The 15,002-nt window shown below is 33.3% G+C and carries 13 protein-coding genes; 5 read left to right on the top strand and 8 right to left on the bottom strand.

All coding sequences use genetic code 11. The annotated features are described in order from the left end of the window. Nucleotides 1–129: 129 nt before the first annotated feature. From ILYOP_RS02880 to glmS, 4 genes are all read right to left on the bottom strand, one after another. Entirely contained in the window at nt 130–1,371 is a 1,242-nt protein-coding gene (locus ILYOP_RS02880) for a methylaspartate ammonia-lyase (RefSeq protein ID WP_013387014.1), read from the bottom strand. 90 nt (nt 1,372–1,461) lie between these two features. Further along, nucleotides 1,462–2,913, bottom strand: a complete 1,452-nt coding sequence (locus ILYOP_RS02875; protein ID WP_013387013.1) for a methylaspartate mutase subunit E — start codon at nt 2,911–2,913, stop codon at nt 1,462–1,464. A 13-nt stretch (nt 2,914–2,926) separates the two neighbouring features. Beyond that, nucleotides 2,927–4,336 carry a methylaspartate mutase accessory protein GlmL gene (gene glmL / locus ILYOP_RS02870; protein WP_013387012.1) on the bottom strand — a complete coding sequence of 470 codons (1,410 nt, stop codon included), beginning with the start codon at nt 4,334–4,336 and terminating at the stop codon, nt 2,927–2,929. A 54-nt stretch (nt 4,337–4,390) separates the two neighbouring features. Continuing rightward, nucleotides 4,391–4,813 carry a methylaspartate mutase subunit S gene (gene glmS, locus ILYOP_RS02865; protein ID WP_013387011.1) on the bottom strand — a complete coding sequence of 141 codons (423 nt, stop codon included), beginning with the start codon at nt 4,811–4,813 and terminating at the stop codon, nt 4,391–4,393. Nucleotides 4,814–5,748: 935 nt separating this feature from the next. Between glmS and msrA the strand changes: the two genes are divergently transcribed. Then, nucleotides 5,749–6,315, top strand: a complete 567-nt coding sequence (gene msrA / locus ILYOP_RS02860; RefSeq protein WP_013387010.1) for a peptide-methionine (S)-S-oxide reductase MsrA — start codon at nt 5,749–5,751, stop codon at nt 6,313–6,315. A 227-nt stretch (nt 6,316–6,542) separates the two neighbouring features. Next, the gene (locus ILYOP_RS02855; RefSeq protein WP_013387009.1) at nt 6,543–7,775 is read left to right on the top strand and encodes a dicarboxylate/amino acid:cation symporter; all 1,233 of its coding nucleotides are present in this window, start codon (nt 6,543–6,545) and stop codon (nt 7,773–7,775) included. Between the two features lie 75 nt (nt 7,776–7,850). Here the strand turns inward: ILYOP_RS02855 and ILYOP_RS02850 are convergent, their stop codons facing one another. Further along, entirely contained in the window at nt 7,851–9,722 is a 1,872-nt protein-coding gene (locus tag ILYOP_RS02850) for an ATP-binding protein (protein WP_013387008.1), read from the bottom strand. Nucleotides 9,723–10,135: 413 nt separating this feature from the next. Here ILYOP_RS02850 and citC point away from each other — a divergent pair, with 413 nt between their 5' ends. The 3 genes from citC to citG are packed head-to-tail and all read left to right on the top strand — an operon-like array spanning nt 10,136 to nt 12,576. Then, on the top strand, nt 10,136–11,191 hold the full coding sequence (gene citC / locus ILYOP_RS02845; RefSeq protein ID WP_013387007.1) for a [citrate (pro-3S)-lyase] ligase: 1,056 nt from the start codon (nt 10,136–10,138) through the stop codon (nt 11,189–11,191). Continuing rightward, nucleotides 11,191–11,715, top strand: coding sequence for a citrate lyase holo-[acyl-carrier protein] synthase (gene citX, locus ILYOP_RS02840; RefSeq protein ID WP_013387006.1), 525 nt, complete (start codon nt 11,191–11,193; stop codon nt 11,713–11,715). The genes citC and citX overlap by 1 nt, the downstream gene beginning before the upstream one ends. Beyond that, nucleotides 11,716–12,576 (top strand): triphosphoribosyl-dephospho-CoA synthase CitG, encoded by an 861-nt coding sequence (gene citG / locus ILYOP_RS02835; RefSeq protein ID WP_013387005.1) that lies wholly within the window; start codon nt 11,716–11,718, stop codon nt 12,574–12,576. A gap of 38 nt (nt 12,577–12,614) precedes the next feature. Here the strand turns inward: citG and ILYOP_RS02830 are convergent, their stop codons facing one another. The 3 genes from ILYOP_RS02830 to ILYOP_RS02820 all read right to left on the bottom strand — a co-directional run bounded on the left by ILYOP_RS02830 (nt 12,615) and on the right by ILYOP_RS02820 (nt 14,967). Further along, nucleotides 12,615–12,944: a 4a-hydroxytetrahydrobiopterin dehydratase gene (locus ILYOP_RS02830; protein WP_013387004.1), complete on the bottom strand. Its 330-nt coding sequence runs from the start codon at nt 12,942–12,944 to the stop codon at nt 12,615–12,617. 126 nt (nt 12,945–13,070) lie between these two features. Continuing rightward, nucleotides 13,071–13,961, bottom strand: coding sequence for an ABC transporter substrate-binding protein (locus ILYOP_RS02825; RefSeq protein WP_013387003.1), 891 nt, complete (start codon nt 13,959–13,961; stop codon nt 13,071–13,073). A gap of 112 nt (nt 13,962–14,073) precedes the next feature. Then, nucleotides 14,074–14,967, bottom strand: coding sequence for a glycine betaine ABC transporter substrate-binding protein (locus tag ILYOP_RS02820; RefSeq protein ID WP_013387002.1), 894 nt, complete (start codon nt 14,965–14,967; stop codon nt 14,074–14,076). Nucleotides 14,968–15,002: the final 35 nt, after the last annotated feature.

The following is a 15,002-nucleotide window of genomic DNA, read 5'->3' as shown; positions in this document are numbered from 1 at the left end:
AAATATAAATTATTTCTGATTTTTTATCATCTCTACAAATTTCAGAGAATTATTAGATAACTATTTTTAAAAAATTTATATAATGGAAAAAAGTAGTCCTAGAACTACTTTTCCATCATATATTTACAACTACTTTCTTCTGTTGACAAGTGCCATTACTCTGTTCATCTCATTGTTAACTATCATGAACCCTTCATCTACACCCATCCCAGGCTTAGCAAGTACCTGAAGTGCCCCACAGGCCATTGCTATATTAGTAGTTACTTCAGCTGATCTGTTTGTTTCGTTGCAAGTTCCTCCTGAATAAGAACCTATTCCTTTTTCGTTACAGTAAAGGATTGCTTCAGCGATATTATTTACTCCTCCTAAATCTGGAGTTTTTATTTGAACTACGTGTCCAGCCTTGTTGTCAGCAAAGAGTTTAATATCCTCTAAAGTATTACACCATTCATCTGCAACAAGCTCTACATTTATGCCTCTTTTATCTACCTCAGCAGTTAAAGCTGCTAAAGCTTCGATCTGTTTGTCTCTGTCATCGACGTCCATAGGACCTTCTATTCTAAGGGCAAATGGCTTTGCTGCCTCTGCTAGATCAGCAATATAGTCAGCCTGAGATTTGATGTCCTGATCAAACGCCATTCCGATAGTTCCATATACATCTATGTGGAATATAGGGCTGTAATCTTCGTCTGTTCTCAGTGATAAAACTCTATCTCTTAACCATGTCACATAGTCCTTAAGAAGTGATCCGTCTTTACCAAGTTTAGTGTCCACATTATTTATAAGTGCGTGTGGCATTACATCTGCACCCTTTATAATCATTTTATCAGCATTGTTTTTTCTGTCATCTCCAGACTGAGTAAATATAGGTCTTCTAGTTACTTCTAAGCCTGTTGAGTATTCCTCTCTTATAACTTCAGCCATAGTTATTTTTCTAGATTTAGCAACTGCATCTAAAATAGTCTGTGTGATACCATATCTTATAGCTGTATGTAGTTTTTTTCCGTCGATCTCCATTCTGTCAATCTCTTCTGCCAATTCTCTAAAGCTTGTCAATTCTCTTCCAATTAATTTTGGAGCAATTTTTTCCATTATCACAGGAATGAAATCTGCAGCCAAGAATAGAGGATCTCTTCCTCCTGCACCTGAATATTGTACTGCTGCACAGTCTCCGTGAGATACCTGTCCATCTTCTAAAACAAACATAACCGATATAGATTCTCCAGCTTGTCTTATGCTTGAAAATCCTGCAGTTACTGGTTCTCCCACATAGTTTACGCCGTCGATTACAGCTCCATTTTTTATAGCCTTTTGATCATCAAAATAAAATCCAGTTCTTCCTTCTGAACAAACGATATCTATAATTTTCATTTATATCCTCCCAGATAAAATTATTTTCAAGGCAAAATTTCCAATATTTATGGGAGTCCTTTCAGACTCCCCTAAATCAACGTTTTTATATTACTCAGGTCTTCCGATAAGTTTCCCTTTTGATACAGCAAATATATCATCTACAGTTAGTTGGAAACCAACTTCTCTTTCTTCAAATTCAGCTCTTTCTTCAAGGGCAGATTTGTTGAAATCAACGATTTTTTGAGAGAAAGGAACATTTCCTACTTCTAGATATCTAATTTTTCCTTGGTTGTCTCTTGCAGGAAGCATTTTCCCTGCATTATACATAGATGGAGCGAATGGAATATCTATAACTCCTTGCTCGATAGCTTTAACTGTACCTACAGCTAAATCTCCGTTTCCTAATTCTGCTACTTTATCCATTATAGCTTTAACTTCTTTTTTAATAAGATCAACTTCAGCATTTAATTCTTCAGAGTCAGAAATATTCTGACCTTCCAATAAATTAAGAACCATTTTAGTTGCTTTAATTCCCTCTGCGTTTGCTTCTTTTGTAGGTATTCCCAATGCTTCATGGGGAGTTTTAACTATTACTTTAGTCGCTCCCGAAAGTGCTGCAGTAACAGATGCATTTGAGATAACTCCAAATGCTTTTGCTTCATCCTCAGGGAATCCACCCATCCACTGATGGAATACTGTAGTTATCATCATATTTTCATAACCCAGCTCTGCACAGTACTCTTCAGCTTGCTCTCTCAAAGATTTTATTGCAGCTACGTCTTGTACCAGGTTTCCACACTGACCATATCCAAGAGTTATGTTTTTCACTCCTTGCTCAGCAGCTAAAAGACACTCAAGAATTTGAACTACATTTGACATACTTGGTGGAACTAGTGTTCCTGTTAACGGTCCAAATGGCTCCCTATTTATTGATACTCCCTGTTCCTCATACCATCCGATCAGTCTGTCAACATATTGCCAGTCTAAAAGTGTTCTTTCTAGAGATACTGATTTTGCATAAGGAATGTTATAAGAAACTCCTCCACCTTCATTTGAAGTGAATCCTGAAGCTATCATTATTTCAGAAAGTAATCTTGCATCTGGAGTCCCGTGTCTTAATTGAAGAGGAAGATTTACAGATTCTACTACTTTTCTACATCCTTCTATTCCATGGTTTACACCTGGGAATCCGTTAAGCAGAGATCTTCCTGCTCTTCTTGATTCGATAATTCCTCTTTCACACTCTTCGTATTTATTTTGTCTAGTATAAGAATCTATTGTCGAAGGAAGAAGGTCTGCTCCCCCTTTTTCATCTAAAAAGTTAAGAAGTTCAATATGCTCATCAATAAGTGCAACTCCCGCTCTTGGCTGTGCAAGGGTTATCCCTTTCTCTTTTGCATCTATTAACTTCTTTGCAAAGTTCTTGTGATCAGGTAAAGCTTTATGGTAAGCCACAGCCTCATCAAGATCAACTTCCGCTCCTGTTGGCCATTGCTTTAGTACCTCTTCTCTTACCTTCATGAACTCTTCTTCTGTCCACCTATTAAACTTTAACTTCATTATGTTAGCCTCCTTAATTAGCTTCTACTAAATATTTTTTCATAATTCTCACTGCCATATCTGGCATTTCCTGGGCAAAGAGCCCCATAGCCGAAAGTATATACGATTTATCTATTAAGAATTTTGGATTTTTAGGTCTTAGATATATCGGTTCACTTGAATGAAAATTTCCTGCCTTTAATATGTGAGAAGGATTTTCACTATGGACAATCACTCCACCGGTACCTATTATATAAGGCGCTTCCATCAAGTCTTTACCTATCTGGTGATACATTGTTCCCATAGGGGTGTAGATGCACTCTAAGAATCCACAGTGTCTCTTCATAGCCAGTTCTGTGGCAGCTTTTGCCATTGATTCATCAAATTTAAAATCTTCTTTGCTAGAAGGAACCATCTTTATATTATCGTGCCTGTACAGGCATCTCTCTTTTATATCTATTTCTCTTTCTGGATCTTCTAAATAATTCCTAAGTTTTTTTGATCCCGCTGCTTCTAGTAGTGAAAGTGCAGAATACCTCATTCCAAGGTCTCCCTCTACACTCCTCTTTGAATAAGGGTCTTCTAATCCCTTTAACACAACACCAGGTTGTGTAGGCTCGCCTCTTCCTATAGAGTGTATATCTGTAGTTGCCCCGCCTATATCTACTATTATTATGTCTCCTAGTCCGGATTCCTCATCAGTGCCATCTGCCAGAACTTGCGCTGCTTTTAAAACAGCTGCAGGAGTTGGCATTACTATATCTCCTACCAGTTCTTCTGCATTCTTAAGTCCTTTAGCTTCTACGATTTTATTCATAAAAACTTTTCTGATCTCTTCCCTTGTAGGTTCTACATTGAGTTTTTTCAGCTGGGGTAAAACATTTTCAGCTACCTGATAGTCGATCTTATTTTTTCTAAAAGCTACTTCAATCTCATCTACAGCTGATTTATTACCAGCTACAACCACTGGAACCTCTATACCGAAGTCAGCTATCATTTTTGCATTATGGATCACACACTCCTTATTTCCACCGTCTGTTCCTCCTGCCAAGAGAATTATATCTGCATTAGAGTCTTTTATCTCTTGCATCTCTCTGTGACTGAGTTCATAAGAATAAGTTTTCATCACCCTTGCACCAGCTCCAAGGGCCGCCTTTTTAGCTGCTTCCACTGTGAGGTCAGGAACCAGTCCGATGGCAAACATCTTTAATCCACCGGCAGCTGATGAACATGCAATTTTTTTTACAAAATCAACTTCATCGAAATTTAATTTTTTACTTATTTTATTTTTTAGACTTTCAAAAGCCTTGTTATAACCTTTCATGATATCATCCTCTATTGTGGTGATATCTTTAGAGGTTGCCAAAATTACTTCATTATCTATATCTATAGCTGTAAGCTTCGTGTAGGTGCTCCCAAAATCTATAGTAAGATATACTTTCATAAAAAATCATCTCTCTTCTATAATCTTTTAAATTTAACTACACACACAGACTAACTACTCTGCAATTGACAAATCTTTTTTAAGATCCTTGGCTGTAATCTCAATAGGAGTTCCAGGAGCATATACTCTGTCAAATCCCATAGATTCAAATCTTTTTTCAACATCTTCCCAAGTTTGCTTTCCAACTACTATGTTACCACCAACATAAAGAGTAATATCTTTAAGTCCAGCTTCTTGACACTTTTCTCTCATCCCTTGACAGTCTAGTTCTCCATGTCCGTAAAGTGAAGAGACAATTATAGCGTCAGCATTTGTTTCAACTGCTGCATTTATAAAGTCCTCTTGAGGAGATAGCACTCCTATGTTCACAACATCAAAACCTTGTTTAGCCAATACATGATCAATAATCTTGTTTCCTACAGCATGACAGTCTGATCCTATTACTCCTATTACAACTTTCTTTCCATTTTTTTCCATAACTTCGATTGCCTCCCTGTTTTATAAAAGAACTTTTTGTTTGTTATCTTAATTGTTTTATGCCTCTTTATACACAGAGTATACTCTCTTTTTTTTTTATTGCAACAACTATTTATTTTTTATATGCAAACTATTAAGCCTTTCTATTCGGTATATCCAGAAGGTCCGTTTGATATTCCAAGCATATGTTTATAACTAAACTCATTCTTTTGATAAATGAGTAAAGCAATTTTTAACTAATAACTTCTCGTTTGTTTTAATCTTTTTTTAATCTTAGAATTTATTACCATTACTCATCTGTTTTTTTTCTTAATTTTTTTAAATCTGAAACCACTTTTACCTAATCAAAAGTCAGATTCCATAAATAACTTTCAAATATTTCCTAAACTAAACTATAATTCCTAATTAATTCAAGTTGCTATTTCATAGATAATTACTATAAATTACTGAATTTACAAGAATATTAGAGTCAAATGATTTTGTCACGAATTAAAACCGATAAAAGGCAAAAAAAATTAACACGAATAAGGAGAAAAGATTTTGGCCACAGAGCATCATAAAAGTGTATGTTGCATAGAGAAAAAGAGAGAGTTTCACAGAGTTAAGACGAAAACTAGATACGATTTCTTTTGCGAGAGGTTTTCGATCTTTTTTCTTTTGCCATTGACAAAATAAGCGTTAAGAATAACCGCAGTGAAATCCTTAGAAAAAATCGACTGTCTGAGCGTAGCGAGTTTCGAGTTTTTCTTGGATTTTCAAGGTTATTTAGCTGATTTTTCACAGGCTTGAACTTTTGGTTACTTTTCTTTCAAGAGAAAAGTAACGAATACCGATAAATTCAATAATTTAATTTAGAGTAAAAAAGCAGCTTAGGTTAATTATGGTTAAAAGGATTTTTTTAAGTGACACCGAATTTTTATATTGAGGTGATAAATATGAAAAAAATTATTCTTTTCTTTATAATTTCTATATTTTCATTTGCAGCTGAAAAAGAGGCATACTTTGCAGGAGGTTGCTTTTGGTGCATGGAACCTCCCTTTGAAAAATTGGCAGGAGTTTTATCTGTAACCTCTGGGTATTCAGGTGGAGACATTGAAAACCCATCATATAAAGAGGTCGCTTCAGGTAAAACTAAGCACCGAGAGGCTGTAAAAATAATCTACGAGGATTCTGTTGTTACCTATCCCGAGCTTTTGGAAATATTTTGGAAACAGATTGACCCCACCGATCCTGGCGGACAATTTGTAGACAGAGGCTTTCAATATTCCTCAGCCATCTTTTATACCACTGAAGAACAGAGGTCTCAAGCTCTAAAATCTCTTGAAAATCTAGAAAATTCAAAAAAATTTGAAAAAAAAATTGTAACTGATATCGTAAAATTTAAAAACTTCTATCCTGCAGAAGATTATCATCAGGATTACTATATAAAAAACAAGTTGCGTTATAAATTTTATAGATATAGCTCTGGAAGAGATCAGTTTCTAAATTCAATATGGAAATAACTATTGTACTATATTAGGTTTATTTGAACTTTAAATTTACAAAAGAACACCATCCCTCCCCTTATCAACTTGACAATCTCTTCTATAAATGATAATATCCGATGTGTATTTATTCTATTTATACACTACTCTTAATATATGATTAAGTTATCATTAATAAAAAAATTACAGGGTCATAATCAGAGTCATCTGAATATAAAATATAAAAATTTTACTTGGGAGGGTATATGAAAAAAGGAAAGTTAAACTTGGGAGTAGCAATTTTAATTGCTATGTTGTTAGGTATTGTAACTGGTGCTATTTTAAAAGAAAAATCAGTTATGTTTGCACCTTTAGGTAGCATTTTTATTCACCTAATTAAGATGATGGTTATTCCTCTGGTAACAGTATCAATTATCTTAGGGGCAGCTTCACTAGGAGAGACGAAATCAGCAGGAAAAATAGGTTTAGGAACATTTGTTTATTATCTTAGTACTACTGCTGTAGCAGTTACTTTAGGACTGGTGTTCGGTGGGATATTCAAGCCTGGTCTAGGACTTCAAGAAGGAAGTCTTCCAGCTCAGTTTTTAGATAAGACTGGTGAACTTGCATCTAGAGGTGAGATAGCTGGATTCTGGGATACTATACTAGGGATCATACCTACCAATCCTTTAGCTGGATTGGTAAACGGAAATATTTTACAAATTTTATTTTTTAGTTTATTTTTAGGTATCGCTCTTTCGAAGCTTGTAAAGGAAAAGAGAGAACCTGTTATCAGTCTCCTTGAAAGTCTCAACGAGGCTATGATATGGATGATATTAAAAGTAATGATTTTAGCTCCTATAGGAGTTTTTGGATTAATGGCTGATGCTGTTGGAACATTTGGTTATGATATACTGGCTTTAGTACTCAAGCTTCTTATTGTTTATACTGTTGCCCTTGCTTTACAAACATTTGGTGTTTATCCGTTATTTGTTAAGCTTTTATCTAAGACTTCTCCTACAAAGTTCATTAAGAAGATATCAAAAGCTCAGATAGTTGCTCTTTCTACAGCATCATCAATGGCTACCCTTCCTGTAACTTTTGAAGTCTGCGAAGAAGAGCTAGAAGTCTCAAATGAAACCACTTCATTTGTACTTCCTCTTGGAGCTACCATTAACATGGATGGTAATGCTATATATTACGCCCTTTGTGCTATGTTCTTTGCACAAATGTACGGGATTGAACTTGGAATGACTCAGTATATTGCTATAATAATAACTGCCACAATAGGTTCTATAGGACAGGCTGGTGTACCAGGTCCATCTCTCCTAGTAGTAGCAGTTCTACTGGCTGCAGGACTTCCTGTACAGGCTCTCCCACTACTTTTCGGTGTTGACAGAATCTTTGATATGATGAGAACCGCTGTTAATATTACAGGAGATGCTTCATGTGCAGTAATTATCCAGAACATGCTAGACAAAGAGGAACAAAAAAGTTAATTTAAAAATTATTCTAATAATAAAAAGACCGTCCAAATGGACGGTCTTTTTATATATCAACATTTGATTTCTTTATCATATAAGTGAATTTGTATTTTCTGAATATAAAAAACTTTTTTCACCTTGAACTTGAGTTGCTCCAAGTTTTTCCCTAATCTTTTTATACAGACCTTTTTTTTCAGATGTCTCTATTATAGAATAAACAAATTCCTTAAACTTTCTGTGTTTAAACTTATATCTGACTTCATCAAAGCCATATTTCTCTTTTATAATTCCTGATAGAATAAGATTTCTTAGAATTTCTCTAAGCTTATCTTTATCAAAATCATACAATTTTTTTAGGGTATCTAATTCCAAGCCTATATTAAACAAGGATAGAATCTTAAGTAATTTATATTCATCGTCTGATAGCCCTTTAAGATTCCCATTTAGAACAGCACTTATATTTTTAGTAAAGATCTCTTTTATAGTGCCATCTTTTCCTAAATTTTCAAGATATTCAACTATAAAAAACGGATTCCCCTCTGACTCCCTGTAGATACTCTCTTTTACAACACTTGAGACACTATTATTTGAATATTTATCAATAAATTCAAAAGTTTCCTCTGTGCTAAACCTTTTTAAATCAATCTTTTTAACTCTGTCATAATTTAAGCAAATAGTAAGAAAATCCTTTACCCAGGGTCCCCCTTCATCTCTAACAGTAGAAATAAACATAACCTTTCCTTTGAGAAATGGTATTCTTTTTTCTAAGAGAAATAAACTTGCTTTATCTCCCCACTGAATATTATCAACTACAAAAATAAACTTTCTTTTTATTTCCCCAAATAGTTGACTCATGGATTTTTCTATATACTTAAGTTTCTCATCTTCCTCTTCTTTTGTTAAAACTGTATTTTCATCTAATTTCTCCAAAAATGAATATATTCTGGCTCCCGACCTCATAAAATATTTTGAAAGAGACACATTCCCAGAAGACCAGCATTCCCTGGCTTGATAAAAAAGCTCCTTGCATAATTTAAAATTCTTATGTGAATCGTCTTTGCTGCAATCATAGTAAATAATATCAGCCTCTTCATTGTCTACTTCTTTAAAAAATTTATTAACTAGATGAGTTTTACCTACACCTGCTTCTCCGTGTATCATGACAATTTTCTTTACGTCATTTTGGATAAAATCCTCGTACTCTTTTTTTAGAATATTAAGTTCTTTATTTCTAACAAAAAAACTTTCCCTGTCAAATTTTACCCTAGGTACCCGGTCTGCTTTTTCCATAAAAACATCTTTATAAAATTTTTCTACATCTTCTCTTAAGTTATCATCTAAAAGATCATCAAAATCACTTTTGAACTTATCATATATATTATGAACCTTTTCATCTTCACCCTTTGCATCATAAATTTTCATAAGGTCAAAATATACCCTTACATTTTTTGAGTCTATTTTTATTATTTTTAGAGCAAGTTTTTCAGCTATATCAAATTCCTGATTTTTCAAGTTATTTTTTAACTGTAAAAGTATTGAATCCAGAAATTTATAATTAACTTTTTTCCGCAGTTTTTCTTTCCACAGGCTAAACATATAAATCCCATCACAGAAATCTTCTAAAATACTGCCTTCATATTCTCCAATTCCTTCCATAAACTCATTGTAATCACTTGAGATCCTTATATTAGGGTTCAATACCAAAGTTTCCCTATTTATTGATATAATAAGATCAAATCCTAGATCTTGTTTCAGCTTATATAACAAATTTCTCAAATTTTTTCTGGCGTTCTTTTTTTCTGAATCTTTCCAAAATAAATTTATAATTTCATCTCGGCACACCCTTTTATTGACTACCATATAATACAATAGAGCCTCTCCCCTTTTGAGACTCGGTGAAATAACTATATTATCAACTTTTATTTGAGGATTTCCAAAAATTTTAAAATACATCTCTTTCATATAAAATTTTCACCCCCTACAAAAATTTCAGCTAAATTCAAAAATATAAAATTCATTTATATACCCCCCCAGTTACGTTAAAAGTCCCCACTTTTATTATTTATAAGATATATTATACCATCTATATGTATAAAAATATTAAATTTTAATTTAATGCAAATTTTTATAAACTTATCGTCTTATTACTGCTGATTTTAAGCCCATTATTAAAGAGCTACTGAGGTATAACTGTTCATTTGGATTATTACCATTAAAAAAAATTAATAATTTATTAACTTTTACTTTTGCTTTGATGAATATTTTCTATGCTTAAATTATATAATAGATGCCAGTTGTTCTATATATTCTTTAAATAATAATTATTATAAATTTAAGGTATAATAGTCGTAAAGATATTTTTAAAAGGGGGTTCTATGATTTATTCTTCAGAAAAAATTCATCTGAGAAATCCAGCTGAAGTTGACGAAGTAAAAAAATTTTTAAAAAAATTTCAGCTTGATTTTGAAGAAAATATTGATTATACAGTTGCAATAAGAGAACAGGGACAAATAGTTGCCTCCTGTTCAAAATCAAAGGATATACTGAAATGTTTTGCAATTGACCCATCTATGCAGGGAACTGGTATAACAAATATACTTTTGAAATCAATCCAAGATAAACTTTTTGAAGAGGGTATTTTTCACTCTTTTATTTTTACAAAACCTGTCTATGAAACCATATTTACATCTCTTGGATATAAGGTTGTGGAAAAAGTTGATAAGGTGGTTTTATTAGAAGGAGGAATGGGAAGCATTGACAATGAACTAAAAAAAATAGCTTCGGAATATTCTATAGATTCATCTAAACCAAAAACAGCTTTAGTAATGAACTGCAACCCCTTTACTTTGGGACATAGATACCTTATAGAACAGGCTAGCAAAAACTCCCAAGAGGTTTTATTATTCATTGTAGAAGAAAACAAGTCCCTTTTCCCTTTTAAAATCAGATATAATCTGGTAAAAAATGGGATTTCTGACCTTAAAAATGTAAAGGTAATCCCAGGAGGACAATATATTATCTCTTCAGCCACATTCCCCGCATATTTTTTAAGAGAATCTGGTGAATTTTTGGAAGCTTATACCAATTTGGATGCAAAAATCTTTGCAAATTATTTTTGTAAAAAATTCAACATTACCAAGAGAATTGTAGGTGATGAACCTTACTGTGAAGTTACTGACGCTTACAATAAGGCACTTTTAAAAACCCTTGAAAAATCAGGAGTAAGTCTCGAAACCATAAAAAGAAAAGAAGGAGAAAAAAAGACTGGTTTTATAAGTGCTTCAAAGGTGAGAGAGTCATTAAAAACAAACAAAGGTGTCAATACATATGAACTGTCAGACCTTATTCCCAAAGTTACCATTGAATTTCTATTGTCAAGAGAAGGAAAGGAGATTGTGGAGAAGATTATTTCCTCACATACCAGACACTAATGAAGATAAAAAACATTAATCCCATAGATATATTAAACGCCAGAGAAAATAGGGTGAGATTGCAAGAATCACTATCAAAAAAATATAGATTCCCATTTATAGCCCTCAGAACAAATTACCCTGGCCTAGATAAGAATAATTTTGTAGCCAATGATATAGCATCTATTATGAATAATGAATGTCACAGAATTTTTGAGAATAAAATAATACATAACGAAACACTTAACTCCTTTGAAGGACTTGTATATCTTATGTTTATAAAAGAAGACCCTGTAAACATAAAAAAATCAATGATAGATCTAGAAAAAAATCATCCTCTCGGAAGACTAGTGGACATTGATGTTTACAAAGATGACTCTCAAGGTATCAGCAGAAGTCAGCTGAATCTACCAAAAAGAAAATGCTTTATCTGTGAAAATGATGCCCATATCTGTGTCAGAAGCAGAGCTCACTCATTGGATGAGCTTATCAAATATATCCACATCTCTTATGAAAATTTTAAGAAAAATGAGGTGAAAAAATAAATGTATTCTGAAAAAATATACAGCTTAGGTGAATTTGCTCTTGAGTCCATGCTTATGGAAGTAGCTTGTTTTCCATCATTCGGACTTGTTTCTCCTGTATCAAAGGGAGCTCATGAGGATATGGACTATTTTACATTTATAAAAAGCACAGCCTCACTGCAAAAATATATGTTAAAAATTGCCAACAGGGCTTTTTCTCCTGATGGACTAGAGGTAATTTTTAAGGACTGCCGGCAGCTTGGTATAGAGGCTGAAAAAGAGATGTTTAAAAAAACCAAAGGAATAAACACCCATAAAGGAATGATCTTCGTCCTTGGAATAGTTGTGATAGCAGCAGCAAAAACTCTTTATGAAAATAAAGAGTTCCATTCGATTCAGGAAAATATCCGTTTTATGACCAAAGGGTTAGTTGGAAGTGAACTAAAAACCTTAGAGAAAAAAACTAATCTCACCCATGGAGAAAGGGTTTTTTTAGAATACGGCATTACAGGTATTCGTGGAGAAGTTGAATCAGGTCTTCCTGTCATATTTGACTATGCCCTTCCTGCATATGATGACCTAACATTTTCCAACGCAGGCGACAACGAAAGACTTCTGCACACCCTTATCACAATTATGGCCCACTGTGATGATACCACCATACTTCATAGACATGATATTGATATCTTGAAAGAAGTTCAGGACATATGTAAGAATCTCTTAAAAAAAGGCAGTCTTTTAAATAAAGAGCTTCTTGTGGAAATCTATGAGCTAGATAAAAAATTTTCTAAAAAAAGAATTAGTCCAGGTGGCTGTGCAGACCTTTTGGCCGTAACAGTTTTTTTGTCTCTTATAAAAAAAGAGTTTTACAACTCTCTTTAATTAAATATTTTCATAATTTAAAATAGATGAGGTGGAATTTAAATTTCCACCTCATCTATTTTTGCAGCCATGATGAAATCATTAGTACTTAATCCCCCTATTTTATGTGTGGTAAATTTAACCGTTACTTTTCCCCAACTTAATTCTATATCAGGATGATGACCCTCTGACTCTGCAATTTCTCCTACTCTATTTACAAATTCCAAAGCTTTTTTAAAATTTTTGAATTTAAAAGTTCTTTTGATTATTTTACTGCCCTCTATACCCCATTCAGGATTTATCATCTTAGATATTTCCAAGACCTCTTTTTCACCTAATGGAACTCCACCGACCTCACATGGAAGACATTTTTCTTTTTTCAATTCCATATCCTTGCCTCCTTTTATTCTAAATCTTACATACTTATACAAAAAATAAGCTTACTTTCCTTAGAATAAAAAACAAAAGCATCGGAAAAATATTTCCGGTGCTTTTAACAAATCATAACTTAAATTTTATATAAGTCCTTTTTCCTTGAGAAATTCTTCTGCCACAGCCCTTGCAGGAATACCTTCTTCATCAATTCTATAGTTCATATTCTGCATCTCTGTTTCATTGAACTGTCCCGATAGCCTTTCTAGGGATTCTGCTACTTCAGGATGAATCTTTGCAAATTCTCCGTTCAAAAGTGGGGCTATATGATACGGTAGGAAGAAATTTTTGTCATCTTCTAAAGTGATAAGTTTATATGTTACTAATTTCCCGTCTGTACCATAAGCATCTGTAACATCTATCTTACCACTTTTTATGGCAGTATAACGAAGTCCCCCATTGAGAGCCTTTCCCTCTTTAAATTCCATGCCCTCATATGTTTTTTTCAGACCCAGCATTGCATCTTCCCTTTCAAAAAATTCCATACTTGCTCCAATTACCAATTCTCCAGACTGTTTTGCTAAATCTGAAAATGTTTTTAGATTATATTTTTCAGCAGTTTCAGGTGTTACTGACAGAGTCCATGCATTGTTAAAACCTAAGGGACTTAAATAATCTAAATTATATAAAGTCTTGGTTCTATCTTTAACAAGATTATAAATTTTCTCAGGATCTTTTAAACCGCTTTCATTTAAAAGAGCTGCATATGCTGATCCAGTATACTCCGGATAAAGGTCTATACCTCCACTTTTTAGGGCTTCAAATGCAATTTGTGTCCCTCCGAGTTCCTTTACATCTGTTTTATAATCTGTATGATTCTCTATCATAACAGCAAATATTTGTCCAAGTAATCTTTGTTCTGTATAATTTTTGTGACCGATGTTGATTATTTCCACCTCTGATTCTTTTTTACCACAAGCAGCAAATGCCATAATTATCATGACAATTACAATACTTTTCATTAACTTAGCCATCTTTTAACTCCCCCTATTTTTATACAATTCAAGATTAAAATAACTTTACCTAAAAATCAAGACATATGGATGCCCTCATTCTAATACTTTATAAAATTTTAAATTTAAAACTTTATATAAGACCTTTTCCTTTAAGAAACTCTTCTGCAACGACTCTTGCAGGAATCCCTTCTTCATCAGCTCTATAGTTCATATTTTGCATATCATTCTCATTAATCTGTTCTGCAAGCTTTTCAAGAACTTCTTTTATTTCAGGGTGATTTTTTGCAAATTCTCCATTAAGAAGTGGTGCTGCGTAATAAGGTGGGAAGAAATTTTTATCATCTTCTAGTATAACAAGATTATATGTTAGAAGTTTCCCATCTGTAGAGAAAGCATCTGCAATATCTATCTTGTCTTCTTTTATAGCAGTATAACGGAGTCCTCCTTCAAGGGCTTTTTCTCCTTTAAATTCCATACCTGGATAGGCTTTCTTTAGACCAGGTACTCCATCTTCTCTTTCTAAAAATTCCATGGTTGCCCCGATTACAAGTTCTTCAGAAACCTTTGCTAAATCTGAAAATGTTTTCAAATTATATTTCTCAGCGGTTTCAGGTTTTATTGCCAGTGTATATGTGTCATTAAATCCAAGTGGTTTTAAATATTCTAAATTATACTTTTTTTCTGCATATGCATTTTTTACATATTCATAAACCGCATCTGGATCTTTAAGTTCAGTCTGTTTTAAAATAACTGAATACCCAGTACCTGTACAATGAGGATAAATAGATATGTCCCCAGTTTTTATAGCTTCAAATGCAATTTTAGTTCCACCCAATTCTTTTACATCAGTCTTATAATCAGTGTGATTCTCGATCATAACTGCAAATAATTGTCCCAATACTCTTTGCTCTGTAAAGTTTGTGTGCCCCAATGTTATCATTTCTAGCTTAGCCTCTTTTTTACCACAGGCAGCAAATACTACAATCATCATAACAAGTACAATCCTTTTCAACAACTTAACCATCTTTTAACTCCCCCTATTTTTATATAATTAATTAA

Source organism: Ilyobacter polytropus DSM 2926 (genome assembly GCF_000165505.1).
Lineage (GTDB): Bacteria > Fusobacteriota > Fusobacteriia > Fusobacteriales > Fusobacteriaceae > Ilyobacter > Ilyobacter polytropus.
This window is presented reverse-complemented; position numbering and strand designations above follow the sequence as displayed.

Excerpts from the sequence above, each read along its gene's own strand:
- glmS (WP_013387011.1), bottom strand. The coding sequence starts at position 4,813 with ATGGAAAAAAATGGAAAGAAAGTTGTAATAGGAGTAATAGGATCAGAC.
- citG (WP_013387005.1), top strand. The coding sequence starts at position 11,716 with ATGTATTCTGAAAAAATATACAGCTTAGGTGAATTTGCTCTTGAGTCC.
- msrA (WP_013387010.1), top strand. The coding sequence starts at position 5,749 with ATGAAAAAAATTATTCTTTTCTTTATAATTTCTATATTTTCATTTGCA.
- ILYOP_RS02855 (WP_013387009.1), top strand. The coding sequence starts at position 6,543 with ATGAAAAAAGGAAAGTTAAACTTGGGAGTAGCAATTTTAATTGCTATG.
- ILYOP_RS02850 (WP_013387008.1), bottom strand. The coding sequence starts at position 9,722 with ATGAAAGAGATGTATTTTAAAATTTTTGGAAATCCTCAAATAAAAGTT.
- ILYOP_RS02830 (WP_013387004.1), bottom strand. The coding sequence starts at position 12,944 with ATGGAATTGAAAAAAGAAAAATGTCTTCCATGTGAGGTCGGTGGAGTT.
- citX (WP_013387006.1), top strand. The coding sequence starts at position 11,191 with ATGAAGATAAAAAACATTAATCCCATAGATATATTAAACGCCAGAGAA.
- glmL (WP_013387012.1), bottom strand. The coding sequence starts at position 4,336 with ATGAAAGTATATCTTACTATAGATTTTGGGAGCACCTACACGAAGCTT.
- ILYOP_RS02825 (WP_013387003.1), bottom strand. The coding sequence starts at position 13,961 with ATGGCTAAGTTAATGAAAAGTATTGTAATTGTCATGATAATTATGGCA.
- ILYOP_RS02875 (WP_013387013.1), bottom strand. The coding sequence starts at position 2,913 with ATGAAGTTAAAGTTTAATAGGTGGACAGAAGAAGAGTTCATGAAGGTA.
- ILYOP_RS02880 (WP_013387014.1), bottom strand. The coding sequence starts at position 1,371 with ATGAAAATTATAGATATCGTTTGTTCAGAAGGAAGAACTGGATTTTAT.
- ILYOP_RS02820 (WP_013387002.1), bottom strand. The coding sequence starts at position 14,967 with ATGGTTAAGTTGTTGAAAAGGATTGTACTTGTTATGATGATTGTAGTA.
- citC (WP_013387007.1), top strand. The coding sequence starts at position 10,136 with ATGATTTATTCTTCAGAAAAAATTCATCTGAGAAATCCAGCTGAAGTT.